The organism is Delftia deserti, assembly GCF_042653485.1.
Lineage (GTDB): Bacteria > Pseudomonadota > Gammaproteobacteria > Burkholderiales > Burkholderiaceae_C > Comamonas > Comamonas acidovorans.
On the sequence record NZ_JBHSIH010000001.1, the window covers coordinates 5,440,178 to 5,452,810 of the forward strand.

At 64.9% G+C, this 12,633-nt stretch carries 12 protein-coding genes; 3 read left to right on the top strand and 9 right to left on the bottom strand.

All coding sequences use genetic code 11. The annotated features are described in order from the left end of the window. Positions 1-68: 68 nt before the first annotated feature. The 9 genes from ACFPFG_RS25715 to ACFPFG_RS25755 all read right to left on the bottom strand — a co-directional run bounded on the left by ACFPFG_RS25715 (position 69) and on the right by ACFPFG_RS25755 (position 10,291). Complete coding sequence (locus ACFPFG_RS25715) at positions 69-248, bottom strand: hypothetical protein (RefSeq protein ID WP_016447814.1); 180 nt, start codon at positions 246-248, stop codon at positions 69-71. Next, positions 245-976, bottom strand: a complete 732-nt coding sequence (locus ACFPFG_RS25720) for a hypothetical protein (RefSeq protein ID WP_259649225.1) — start codon at positions 974-976, stop codon at positions 245-247. Before ACFPFG_RS25720 ends, ACFPFG_RS25715 begins: the two co-directional genes overlap by 4 nt. A 14-nt stretch (positions 977-990) precedes the next feature. Then, on the bottom strand, positions 991-1,803 hold the full coding sequence (locus ACFPFG_RS25725) for a TadE/TadG family type IV pilus assembly protein (RefSeq protein WP_183019864.1): 813 nt from the start codon (positions 1,801-1,803) through the stop codon (positions 991-993). Further along, positions 1,800-3,281, bottom strand: coding sequence for a pilus assembly protein TadG-related protein (locus tag ACFPFG_RS25730; protein ID WP_183019863.1), 1,482 nt, complete (start codon positions 3,279-3,281; stop codon positions 1,800-1,802). The genes ACFPFG_RS25725 and ACFPFG_RS25730 overlap by 4 nt, the downstream gene beginning before the upstream one ends. Before the next feature lie 12 nt (positions 3,282-3,293). Beyond that, positions 3,294-3,560 carry a Flp family type IVb pilin gene (locus ACFPFG_RS25735; protein ID WP_183019862.1) on the bottom strand — a complete coding sequence of 89 codons (267 nt, stop codon included), beginning with the start codon at positions 3,558-3,560 and terminating at the stop codon, positions 3,294-3,296. Positions 3,561-4,310: 750 nt separating this feature from the next. After that, positions 4,311-5,159 carry an NADPH-dependent 7-cyano-7-deazaguanine reductase QueF gene (gene queF, locus ACFPFG_RS25740; RefSeq protein WP_183019861.1) on the bottom strand — a complete coding sequence of 283 codons (849 nt, stop codon included), beginning with the start codon at positions 5,157-5,159 and terminating at the stop codon, positions 4,311-4,313. A 155-nt stretch (positions 5,160-5,314) separates the two neighbouring features. Further along, the gene (locus ACFPFG_RS25745) at positions 5,315-6,199 is read right to left on the bottom strand and encodes a 2OG-Fe(II) oxygenase (protein ID WP_183019860.1); all 885 of its coding nucleotides are present in this window, start codon (positions 6,197-6,199) and stop codon (positions 5,315-5,317) included. Positions 6,200-6,277: 78 nt separating this feature from the next. Next, positions 6,278-7,063, bottom strand: a complete 786-nt coding sequence (gene yaaA, locus ACFPFG_RS25750) for a peroxide stress protein YaaA (protein ID WP_183019859.1) — start codon at positions 7,061-7,063, stop codon at positions 6,278-6,280. Positions 7,064-7,168: 105 nt separating this feature from the next. After that, positions 7,169-10,291: an Rne/Rng family ribonuclease gene (locus ACFPFG_RS25755; protein ID WP_183019858.1), complete on the bottom strand. Its 3,123-nt coding sequence runs from the start codon at positions 10,289-10,291 to the stop codon at positions 7,169-7,171. A gap of 212 nt (positions 10,292-10,503) precedes the next feature. Here ACFPFG_RS25755 and ACFPFG_RS25760 point away from each other — a divergent pair, with 212 nt between their 5' ends. From ACFPFG_RS25760 to ACFPFG_RS25770, 3 genes are read left to right on the top strand one after another with little or no spacing between them, the layout of a single operon-like run. Next, on the top strand, positions 10,504-10,869 hold the full coding sequence (locus tag ACFPFG_RS25760) for a hypothetical protein (protein ID WP_224986162.1): 366 nt from the start codon (positions 10,504-10,506) through the stop codon (positions 10,867-10,869). Then, positions 10,827-11,888: an RluA family pseudouridine synthase gene (locus tag ACFPFG_RS25765; RefSeq protein ID WP_183019857.1), complete on the top strand. Its 1,062-nt coding sequence runs from the start codon at positions 10,827-10,829 to the stop codon at positions 11,886-11,888. Before ACFPFG_RS25760 ends, ACFPFG_RS25765 begins: the two co-directional genes overlap by 43 nt. Positions 11,889-11,912: 24 nt before the next feature. After that, complete coding sequence (locus ACFPFG_RS25770; RefSeq protein WP_183019856.1) at positions 11,913-12,599, top strand: HAD family hydrolase; 687 nt, start codon at positions 11,913-11,915, stop codon at positions 12,597-12,599. Positions 12,600-12,633 lie beyond the last annotated feature (34 nt).

The following is a 12,633-nucleotide window of genomic DNA, read 5'->3' on the forward strand; positions in this document are numbered from 1 at the left end:
GGGCGATCCAGGTTTTGTTGGGACGCAGGGCGGTGATTCGGGCGAGTGCGGAGTTCATGGCTGACGGGTCAAATGGGCAGGGAGAGGGCGAAGCTGAACTTCTGGTAGGCAGCCTGCAGGGCGAGCAGCAACTGGTGCAGCACGCTGTTGCTGTCCACCATGCCGACGCCCAGCGCGAAGGCCAGGGCCGCGCAGACCACGGCGTACTCCACCGAGGACTGGCCGCGCAGGCGATGGGCAAGCTTCATGGCGTGGTCTCCACCGCCACGCTGGTGACGAGAACGATGCTGGTGAGGCCCAGCGCATTGCGGGAAATGACGGCCGTCGCCTCTTTGCCCGGGCCGCGCATCAGCACCGTGATGGCGCCGTTCTCAGAGCCGAACGCGTGGGCCTTGGTGTCTGTGGCGGCGTCGAAGCGGCGTTCCAGTGCATAGCCCTGCTCTTGCAGCGCCGCAGTGAGGCGTTGCGCATTGAGCGCCTCGCCGTGCCTGTTCGTGGCAATGAGATGGGTGGACAGCTGGCCACCGTCCTGGGTGTTCAGCAGGCTGGCGATCTCGGTTCCAGCTGGCAGCAGGCTCCGCCATCGGGCTCTTTCCTCCTGGCTGCGGGCCTTGCCGCTCAAGGCTGCGCGCAGGTGGGTGACAGCGACAAGGCCGCGCGCGCCGCCGTCGGGGGTGGGCTCCAGTCGGATGGTGACGTAGTGCTCGCCCTGGGCGCGGCCCAGAATGCGCTGGCCATCGCGCTGGTCGTCCATCAGGGGCTGGCCCAGGGTGCGCACAAACCAGTCGCCGGTCTGCCTGGGTGTGCTACGTATGGCGAAGCCGGTCAGCCGCATGGGCAGGCCGTCCAGGTCCATCTGCTGGCCGATGTGGTAGCTCCTGGCATGTTCGGGCAGCGGGATCTCGGGCCAGTTGGCCTGCGCAAAGGCATGGGTGAGCCCTGGCGTCAGCAGGCCCAGGCAGATGGAACGGAGCATGCGAGCCGTTGTCATCATTCGGCCCTGAGCCTGTCTGCCGGAACAATGTCCTGCCACTTGTCCAGGCGTCCGAACTTTGGGACCGGCACCTCCATCAACTCGAAGACCGGTATGGCCACATCCAGCAGCGTCTCCACCGGGGAGAACAGGCTGTTGAGCGGCGCCAGCCGGCCGAACCGGTCCATGGTCTGCTCCACGGAGCGCGAGGCCCAAGGCTCGATGAGCACGCTGGTGTGGCGTGTGACGCGCAGGTCCAGTTGGTCGAAGGGGGTGTAGCTTTGGATGCCTGCGGGCAGGTTGGCCAGTGGCACGGAGATGTTGGCGCGGTAGATGCCTGGGGCGTTCAACCCGATGCGTCCGTGGTTCGCCAGAGGCACTATGCTGAAGGGTACGCCGTCTGGGCTGGCCGTGAAGGCATCTCTGTGCGCTGTGGACTGGCTTTCTCCAAAGCTGACCGAAATGTCTGAAAAGCGCGGGATCAGCGGATTGCCTGCGGGGTCCGTCCACAGCGGATTGCGGTGTGCGTCGAAGTCGCCTGCCGCGTCGTCCGTCTTGATGGGTGCGTCGGGTCGGCTGAAGTAGCGCCTGCGCACTTCGGCTGCCAGTTGTGTAGGCAGCTTGTAGCTGCCCGCCGCTTCGTTGTGTACCGTTGCATCGAAGGCCGCATAGCGGCTGGCCATCTGGGTGGCATGGGCAATGTCCTGATACTTGCCGATCATGGGCATCAGCAGGAACAGGCCCAGCAGGGGCGCCGCCATGGCCAGGAATTCGACCAGGGCCTGGCCTGCCTGCCGCCTTGGGTAGCGGGCGCGGTTCAGGAGGTTCATGGGATCAGCCCTCCCTGGCGCATCTGCTGGCCAAGTACATCGGGTTGGGAGTGGATCAGGCGCACCTGCCAATACGGGTTGAACAGGCTGGGCAGCTCCAGGGGGAGACCCTGGCTTGCGCCATAGCGGTTCTGACGCTGAGCCAGAGGACGCTCGAAGAACACTTCGGACGTGGCAACGGCCACCATTTCGCCTTTGGCGACCTGGCTCTGATAGGCGTTGATGCGGCTGTCCGGCGTGCCGCTTATTTCGCTGGCGCCATGGGAGGTGCGCAATTCGCTGCGCGCCCGCGACAGGCGCACACTGAACCGCAACGTGGGGTCGTCCTTGTCCGGTTGCAGCTGGCTCAGGTCGTAGTAGCTGGGCAGGCCGGTGTAGTGGGTCCAGTGCGCGGAGGATGCTCTGGCAGAGGCCCTTCTGTTGTTGCGGGAGCCTCCGAGCCAGGCGGACGAGTCATCCTGGTCCAGGTCGTCGGGGTGGGCCTGCTGTTCGCCCCAGGCGATGGGCTCCTCCCTGAGCCGGCAGCGTGGAATGAGCCCGCCCCTTCGCTGGGCGCGCCAGAAGGACTCGGTGTCTTCGGCGATCCACTCGTCGTAGTTGACAAGTTCGGTACCGCCGCGTCGACGCACCTCGCTTTTGCGCCACATGAGGATGCAGATTTCGTCTGGGCCAGGCACTTCTGCCTCGGCCGTCCAGACACGCTCCTTGGTGAATCTGTCGCTATGCGCCGCATACACAGCCAGTTTGGCCATGCGGCCTCGGTCCTTGCCGCTGTAGCTTTGGGTGAAGCCACCAAGGTCGTCGGTCAGCGCTACGGCGGCACCGGGGCCTATGGGCTCCACCTTTACGCTGCCATCGCCCGCGTAGTTGGCCTGGGCCACGTCCTTCATCACACTGCTGCGTATGTCCTGCAGGTAGGAGCGGGCGTGCAGCAGGTTGTGCGCCTTCTGTATTGCCTGTTTGTTGGCCTCCACGGCTGTGACCGTATCGAATGCCAGCGACGGCACCATCTTGGCCATCTGCTGGATGTACTGGCCCGCGTACTGCACGGTGGCGTAGCACATGATCGCGTACATCTCGTTGTAGTGGAATGCAGCACCGATCAATGCGCCCCAACCGGTGTAGTCAGCACATTCGGGAAACTGCGTGGGCAGGTTCTCCGCGTGGGTCTGTGCGTATTGCGCCCACGAGGACAGGCTCACCATCTGCGCCACCAGCACCTCGTTGGCGATCAGGGCGCGATTGCCGTAGGCCGTGAAATTCATCGCCCGCGCGTGCATCACGCCGGCGCTGTAGGCCACGGCATCGGCCGTGCTGACGAGCTTGGTTTTTTCCTGGGAGAGCTGGCCGGTGTTGAACAGAAAGAACAGCGAGGCCAGTGCACCGATCAGGACAAAGATGCCGTAGATCAATGCCTGCCCGCGTTGCCCGCCCCGCCTCCGTATTCGACCGCCACGCAGGGTGGTGATGGTGCACATGGGCAGGCCCGCTTACTTGTTCTCGTAGGCGTCGAGGCCCTTTTCCTTGCGCTCTCCATCGGCATTGCCGGCCGCAGCGCCTGCCGCCTGGATGGCCGTCTTGGCTGACTTGCCGGCCACTTCATTGGCAATACCGGAAGTCTGGGCGCGGATGGTTTCGCCGAAGTATTGATATACGGCGATTGCTGCGACACCAATCAGGGCCACGATGATGATGTATTCGGTCATGCCTTGGCCGCGTTGCCTGCGAGATTGCGGCGAGGTATTGAAGGTGGTCATGCAAAAGCTCCTGGGCTGGTGGAATAAATCTGTAGGGACGTGAGTAGACAGACGCAGGGCTGCAGCCGTGCATCACGGAAAACGGGGAAAAGGGAAAACGCAATTCAGGCGGAAGCGGGCACCAGGGCGGTAGCTGGCGGTTCTTCCGAATTGCGCATGCGCAGGGAATAAGCTGGGCCCAGGCACAGGGCCTTGGCATCAGCGCACTGCGTCAAGGCGCAGAATGAAATCGATGCATTGATGGTCTCTCCCTCAAGGTTGGCGGTTGACTGCCGCTTTGGCGCTGTGCGCCAGGACAGTTCTGCGTGGGGCATTGGCAGTAAAAAGGTGCTGCATATGCCTGACTTTCAGGTGGCGATTCACTGCGCCCCAAAGTCATTTCTTGTGTCGCCAAGCCTATGAATTTTTTTCTCGCATGTCTATAAGACAACTCCTAACGATGTTTCTGAATGCATCGGTGGAGATTGTTTGCTGACATTTCAATAGCAGGCTATTTATTGAATTCCGTGTTTTCGACGATCCATCCGTGTCAGATAAATCGAGGCGAAATAGGCCCAAATAGGGTGATCTGAAAAGTCAATCTGAATCGATGTAGGACGATTCCTATTTTTCAGAATTCAGGTGCGGGCCGCCGACAGGAGCCTGGGCGCGGGGCTCGATGGGCAGGAGTGCGGGCATGCCGCTGCGGCGTCGGCATGCCGGTGAAAAGTTTGAAATGACGGCCGGCCTGAGGATGGCCGGCCGCCTCTTTTACTGCCGCGCCGAGCGCACGTTGGCCGGCAAGGCGCCAGGATGGCTGGTGCGGAACGGGTTGATGTCCAGGCCGCCACGGCGCGTGTAGCGTGCGTAGACCGAGAGCTTGATGGGCTGGCAGCGGGTCCAGATGTCCATGAAGATGCGCTCTACGCATTGCTCATGGAATTCGTTGTGGTTGCGAAAGCTCACCAGGTACTGCAGCAGGCCTTCCTGGTCGATCTGCGCGCCGCTGTAGCGGATCTGCACGCTGCCCCAGTCGGGCTGGCCCGTGACCAGGCAGTTGCTCTTGAGCAGATGGCTGACCAGGGTTTCGGTGACGGGGCCTTCTTCATGGTTGGCGCGCAGCAGCTCGGGGGCGGGCTGGTACTGTGTGCATTCCACGTCCAGCCGGTCCAGCAGCAGGCCGTCGAGCTCCTGCACCATTTCCTGGTCGAAGCGGTCCAGGCCGATGATCTTCACGCCGATGCTTCCCTTTTGCTCGCTGCCGCGCCACAGCGCTTCGGCCAGGTCGGTGCGCAGGCGTGCCTGGACCTCGGCAGCGTCGGCCAGGCGGGTGTTGTTGAAGCTGTTGAGGTAGAGCTTGAACGACTTGCTTTCGATGAGATTGGGGGTCTCGCAGGGAATCGTGAAATGCACGAGCGCTACCTGGGGCTTGCCGCGCAGGTTGAGCCAGGACAGCTCGAAGGCCGTCCACAGGTCGGCGCCGAAGAAGGGCATCTGGCTGCCCTGCAGGCCGAGTTCTTCGCGCTTGGGCGCACGCGGCAGGGGAAACAGCAGCGAGGAGTCGTACTGGTCGATGTAGGCGGAGCTTTTGCCCAGCTGGGATTGTTCGGGAGTGTTCATGGAAGGGGGCCGGCCGTGCCGGCGCTGGTCTGGCCTGGGTGGTCCGCGCGGGGCGCGTGGACCAAGGCCCTGAAGCTAACTGAATTTCCATGCCCGCAGGCATGGGTGGCCATATAAGGTCAATAAGGGTCGGTGCACCCGGGTTCGCTGGCTCTTCAGTGGAATTCGCGCTCGCGCAGCCATTTGGTGGCGATCCATTTCTCGCCGGCCAGCACGGGCGCGCCGCCGTGCAGGGTGCGTGTGGAGGGGTCGGGGCGCTCATAGCTGAAGAAGACGGCATTGCCCCGGCGCGGCACGACTTGCAGCGGCACTTCGGGGAAGATGGTTGCGCCGCCGCGCTCGGGCTCGTTCAGGTAGATGACCAGGGTGCCCACGCGCTGGCCGCCTCGCTTGAGGATGGTGGGCGTGCCGGGTTCGCCGGGCGCGAAGTAGTCGTGGTGGGGCTTGTATTCGGCGCCAGGGCCGTAGTGCAGCACCTGCAGGCCTTCGCCATGGTCCAGCGGCCAGCGCAACAGGCGGGCGATGCGTTCTTCCAGCTGGCTGACGATGCCGGTTTCTCCGCGCTGGAAGAACATGCCGTTGCTGGTTCGGTCGTCATTGATCTCTTCACCGCCGCTTTGCGTGGCCACCGTGAGCGAGCGCGCCATGCGCGGGCGCGCGGCAGCGATGATGGCATCGCACTCCTCGTGCGAGAGCAGGTTGCCGAAGACCACGATGCGCGGGTTGCGCATGCTGACCAGCACCTGGACCTGGCGGTCGCCGACATCGATGCTGCTGGGGTCCTGGGCAAGGTCCGGTTCGGGCAGGCTCGAGGCCGAGACGACGAGGGCCGGTGGCGCCGCATCGCCCTGTTCGGGCAGGTCCAGCGCCCGCCTTGCCAGCTCTTCGCTCCAGCCCACGTCGCGCATGGAGCGCAGCAGGACCGCAGGCCCTATGCCGGATGCGCGCTGGTCGCGCACCCATTGCATGAGTTCAGGTGTGAGACCCACGGGCAGGTCCTGCGCGGCGGTCTGGGAATCTGGTGAGGATTTGAGGCTCATGGCGTGCAGTGCGGCCCTTGCCGCAGTGAATGGACTCCAAAGGCATCGAGGCCGGGGCCGGCTGGTGGCCGGCGAGGCTCAGTCAGCGGTCTTGCGACGGAACACCAGGCGCGCTGGCGTCGAGGAAGCTGGCGCCAACGCGTAGCCTTCCAGATCGAAGGCTTCGAGTTCAGCCGCGCTGCGAGCGCGTCGTTGTATGGCAAATCGTGCCATCAGCCCACGCGCACGTTTGGCATGGAAGCTGATGATCTTGTAGGCGCCGTTCTTGTAATCCTCGAATGCGCATTCCACCACCGGGGGCTTGAGGTGCTTCAAGTCTACCGATTTGAAGTATTCCTGCGAAGCCAGGTTGACGATGACGCGTTCGCCAGCCGGCTGCCGGGCCGCGCGCTGGTTCAGGTGCTCGGCAATGCGACTGCCCCAGAACTGGTAGAGATTGCTGCCGTGCTCGGTTTCCAGCCGCGTGCCCATTTCCAGGCGGTAGGGCTGCATGCGGTCCAGCGGGCGCAGCACGCCGTACAGGCCGCTGAGGATGGCCAGGTGCTGCTGGGCCCAGTCCAGGTCCTCGGCATCCAGGCTGCGAGCCTGCAGGCCCTCGTAGACATCGCCGTTGAATGCCAGCAGCGCCTGACGGGCATTGGTGGCCGTGAAGCGCGGGCTGAAGGCCTCGTAGCGCGCCACGTTGAGTGCGGCCAGCTTGTCGCTGATGCCCATGAGTTCCGACAGTTGCTGGGGCGATTGGCGGCGCAGCACTTCGATCAGCTCCAGCGGCTGTTCGGAGAAGGCGGGCAGCGTGTGCGGCAGTTTCGGGGGCAGTGGCGTGTCGTAGTCCAGCGATTTGGCAGGGGAGAGCAGCAACAGCATGGCGGACGGAGGCTCCTGGAAAGAGAGGGTCGAAAGACGTGAGGTGAGGGCGACCGCAGAAACAAACAGGGGCCGCGAGGGCCCCTGTGTTGTCACCGTCTGCGATCAGACGTGGGCAGCGCCCTGTGTCTGCGGCGGCTGCTGCTCGAACGGCAGCTGCAGCTCGCTGAGGTCCTTGCGTGTTTCCACGAGGATCAGCGGGCCGTCATCCAGAACGACCACGGGCGGACGCTCGCGCACGACGCGCTCGGGCTGCGGTTCGGCGGCGATGGCCGCCTGGGCTGCTGCCACCTTGTCGGCGTCGGAGCCCACCCATTGCAGACCCGAAGCAGCGGCCAATGCCTGCAGCTCGGACATGGGCAACTGGTAGGCCTGGACCTTGGGCAGGCCGCGTTCGGCGGTTGCTTCAACGGCCTTGGCTGCTGCGGGCTCGACTGCCACTGCGGCAGGTGCGGCCACGGGTGCAGGTGCTGCCACGGGTGCCACCACGGGGGCGGGTGCGACCGGCGCGGGGGTCACCGCAGCCACGGGAGCGGCAATCTGCTGCTCGGGTGCGGGGGCCGCGACGGGTTGCTGCACCGCTTGGGCTGCTGCAGCTGCTGCGGGCTGCGCAGGCACTTGCGCTTCGGCCATGGCTTCAGGAGCCTGGGCTTCGGCGGCAGGGCTGGCTGCGTTGAAGTAGCTGCGGCGGGCAGGCTGGTCCTGCTCGGGAGCGGCGGCTTCAAAGGACTGGACGGCTTCGCCTTCCGCTTCGCGCGGTGCGCGCTCTGCACGGTCACCGCGATCGCCACGCTCGCGGCGGTCACGGCCATAGCGGTCGCGCGAACGGCGCTGGCGCGGCTGCTCTTCGCCGGAGGCGGGGGCAGCGTTGTCCAGGGACGGGTCCTGTTGCTGGGCCTGGTTGTCCAGGTTCTCTTCGGTCTCGGGAGCGACTTCGAACTGGCGGGGCTGGCGCTCGCTGCGTTCGGCGCGTTCACCACGTTCACCACGCTCGCGGCGGCCTTCACCGCGCTCCTGGCGCTCGCCACGCGGGGCGCGCTCGGGACGCTGTTCGATGGTGCTGCCATCGGCGGCGACAGCGGCCACGGCGTTCACGGCTTCCAGCGGCTGGCGGCTTTCACCGTCACGGCTGCGTTCGCCACGGCCACGGCGTTCGCCGCGGTCGGCGCGCTCACCGCGTTCGCCGCGATCCGGGCGCTCTCCACGCTCCGGGCGTTCACCGCGTTCAGTGCGCTCACCACGCTCGGCATTGCGGCGGTTGCGGTCGCCGTTGCCAGCCTGGCGTTCGGCATTGGGGGCGCCAGCACGCTCGCCATTGCGCTCCGCGCGCTCGCCACGCTCGCCATTGCGTTCGTTGCGGCGGCCACGGTTGTCGTTGCGGCCATCACGGCGTGCTTCGCGAGCGGGGGCTTCGGCGGCCGGAGCGGGCGCTGCGACCGGCGCAGGTGCCGCGCCAAAGCCGAACAGGCTCTTGAGCCAGGCAAAGAAGCCTTGCTCGCGGACCACGACGGGGGCGACGGCCGGTGCGGGCGCTGCAGCGGTTGCCGCAGGCTTGGCATCGCGCTGCTGGCCGTTGGCCGGGCGGTTGCGGCTGCCTTCGGGACGGGGCTCGGCGATGGGGGCCGGCATGTCGGGCAGCACGCCCTTGATCATGGGCGTCTGCTTGTTGGTGGGCTCCTGCGAGCGGCGCGTCACCGTGGTTTCCGCGTCCAGCTCCTCGGCCAGCTTGTAGCTGGCTTCCATGCTTTCCAGGCGCGCGTCGTCGTGCTTGAGGCGCTCGAGCTTGTAGTGCGGCGTGTCCATGGACTTGTTGGGGACCATGATCACGTTGACGCGCTGCTTGAGTTCGATCTTGGTGATCTCGCCGCGCTTTTCGTTGAGCAGGAAGCTGGCCACTTCCACGGGCACCTGGCAGTGCACGGCGGCCGTGTTGTCCTTCATGGACTCTTCCTGGATGATGCGCAGGATCTGCAGCGCCGAGCTTTCCGTGTCACGCACGTGGCCGGAGCCACCGCAGCGCGGGCAGTTGATGTGCGCGCCTTCGGACAGGGCGGGCTTGAGGCGCTGGCGGCTCATTTCCATGAGGCCGAACTTGCTGATGGTGCCGAACTGCACGCGGGCACGGTCCTGGCGCAGCGCGTCGCGCAGGCGGTTCTCGACCTCGCGGCGGTTCTTGCTCTCCTCCATGTCGATGAAGTCGATGACGATCAGCCCGCCCAGGTCACGCAGGCGCATCTGGCGCGCGACTTCGTCGGCGGCTTCCAGGTTGGTGCGGGTGGCGGTTTCCTCGATATCGCCGCCCTTGATGGCGCGGGCCGAGTTCACGTCGATGGAGACCAGCGCTTCGGTGTGGTCGATGACGATGGCGCCGCCCGAGGGCAGGGTCACGGTGCGCGCGTAGGCCGATTCGATCTGGTGCTCGATCTGGAAGCGGCTGAACAGCGGGGCGTCGTCACGGTAGCGTTTGACGCGGGCGGCATGCTCGGGCATGACGTGCTGCATGAACTGCTGCGCCTGCTCGTAGATGTCGTCGGTGTCGATGAGGATGTCGCCGATGTCGCCGTTGAAGTAGTCGCGGATGGCGCGGATCACCAGGCTCGATTCCTGGTAGATCAGGAAGGCGCCCTTGGCCGACTTGGCGGCGCCGTCGATGGCGTTCCACAGCTTGAGCAGGTAGTTCAGGTCCCACTGCAGTTCGGGCGCGGTGCGGCCGATGCCGGCGGTGCGCGCAATGATGGACATGCCCTTGGGGTACTCAAGCTGGTCCATCGCCTCCTTGAGTTCGGCGCGGTCCTCGCCCTCGATGCGGCGCGAGACGCCACCGCCGCGCGGGTTGTTGGGCATCAGCACCACGTAGCGGCCGGCCAGCGAGATGAAGGTGGTCAGGGCCGCGCCCTTGTTGCCGCGCTCTTCCTTCTCGACCTGGACGATCAGTTCCTGGCCTTCGCGGATGACTTCGTTGATGCGGGCCTGGCTGGGGGAGACGCCTTCGGCGAAATACTGCTTGGAGATTTCCTTGAAGGGCAGGAAGCCGTGGCGGTCCTCGCCGTAATCGACGAAGCAGGCCTCGAGGCTGGGCTCCACGCGCGTGACCACGGCCTTGTAGATGTTGCCCTTGCGCTGCTCGCGCCCTTCGATTTCGATTTCGTAGTCGAGCAGCTTCTGGCCATCGACGATGGCAAGGCGACGTTCTTCCGACTGCGTGGCGTTGATGAGCATCCGTTTCATGATGCGTTTCCTTTATTCGTTTTCTCTGGGGCGCGCCGGAGTGCAGCCTCTGCTGCCAGACCGTCACGCCTTTGACTTGTAATCAAAGACAGGCTCGCGAGGGAGCCGAGATGCCGGACTGACGCGTCGAAACGAAAGGAATCGCCGGATGCCTTGATGCTTGAGACCTGGCTCAAGTCAGCAATGGGGGCAAGGGCAGGGGGACGAGAGCGATGAGAGAGGCACGCCGTCCAGCTTCAAGCGAAGCTGCTGCACGTGCGGGGCAGGCGGGAGGCTTGGGGGCGGCAATGATCCTGGGCGCAGGCGTTTTCCTGCTCCACAGCGTGACCATCCATGCCCAAAAGATCCACATGCTCGCTTTTGATCCGCTGGCAGCGGTGGACGCCGGGTCCGACCCCTTCTGCCAGCTTGAGATTCCGTATCAGTGTTTCAATTCGTCAGCCACAACCGATGCAACGACGAACTTCGCAGGCCATCTTTTCCTGCTGTTTCGCGTGCATGACACCGGATGGCATCGACCTGCCTGTGCGGGGAAATGGTTGTTTGGACTAAACTCCATGAGAATCAACCACTTATAAATAGTTCGGCACAGGTGAAACACATTATAGAGGGCAAACCGGCAGACGACCGTTCCCTGAACGCAGCCACTGCCGCAGTGCGGCTGATCGAAGTCGATGACGATTCGGCCGGACAGCGCTTGGACAACTTTCTCATACGCCATCTCAAGGGCGTTCCCAAGACCCATGTCTATCGCATCATCCGCAGTGGAGAAGTGCGCATCAACAAAGGGCGCGTCAGTGCGGAAACCCGCGTTTCGACCGGCGACATCGTCCGCATACCGCCCGTGCGCGTTTCCGAGAAAATCGCCGAAAAGGCCGAGCGGCCAGCGCCAGCCAGGGATTTCCCCAGCCTGCTGGAAGACGAGCACCTGATCGCCATCGACAAGCCCGCCGGTGTGGCCGTGCATGGCGGCTCGGGTGTGAGTTTTGGTGTCATCGAGCAACTTCGCCAGGCGCGGCCGCAAAGCCGTTTTCTGGAGCTGGTGCATCGGCTCGACCGCGAGACATCCGGCATCTTGCTGGTGGCCAAGAAGCGCTCGGCGCTGACGCACCTGCAGGACCAGTTCCGCGAGCGCGAGACCGGCAAGACCTATCTGGCCCTGGTCCAGGGCACCTGGCCGGCCAACCACAAGGTGATTGACCTGCCGCTGCACAAATACCTGCAGGCCGACGGCGAACGCCGCGTGCGGGTGACCACGGCCGATGATCCTGACGGCATGCGCTCCGTCACGCTGGTGCGCGTTCGCAGCACGCTGGCGCCCCAGCCCCTGCTGGGACTGCCGGCCATGAGCCTGCTGGAGGTGACCATCAAGACCGGGCGCACGCACCAGATCCGCGTGCACCTGTCCAGCCAGGGGCACCCGATTGCGGGCGATGACAAATATGGCGACTTCGACCTGAACCGACGCCTGCAGAAACAGGGGCTCAAACGCATGTTCCTGCATGCATGGCGGCTACAGTTCACCCACCCGGCCAGTGGCGAGCGGGTGGAGCTGCGCGCCGAGCTTCCCGAAGAACTGGCCCGTTTCGCCGGCTGACGCTGGCTCTGACTCCTTGTAGATATGACAAATCCTGGTTCTTCCGAGATGCACCGTGCGCGCCGCTTCGATCTCATTGCCTTCGACTGGGATGGCACGCTGTCGGACTCCACGGCCGTGATCGTCAAGTGCATTCAGGCGGCCGTGGCCGATGTGGGGGGCACGCCTCCCAGCGATGAGGCGGCGTCCTATGTGATCGGCATGGCGCTGATGCCCGCATTGGCGCGTGCAGCGCCCGATGTGCCGCCCGAGAAATACCCCGAGCTGGGCAACCGCTACCGCCACCACTTCATCAGGCACCAGGACGACATCAGCCTGTTCGCCGGCGTGCTGCCCATGCTGGCGGCGCTGCGCGAGCGAGGGCACCTGCTGGCCGTGGCCACGGGCAAGAGCCGGCGTGGTCTCAACGATGCGCTGCAGGACCCGCAGCTGCGCGGCATGTTCGACAGCTCGCGCACGGCGGACGAGACCGCCGGCAAGCCGAATCCGCTGATGCTGCAGGAGTTGATGGCCGAATTCGGGGTGGAGCCCGCGCACGTGCTGATGATCGGCGACACCACCCATGACCTGGAGCTGGCGCGCAATGCCGGCTGTGCCAGCGTGGGTGTGGGCTATGGCGCGCATCCCACCGGCGGCTTTGGCGTGCTGGAGCCGTTGCATGTGGCGCAGAGTGTTGCGGATTTGCATCGGTGGCTGCTGGCCCATGGCTGAATCGTCATGCCCGCGTCAGCGCGGGGATTCATGC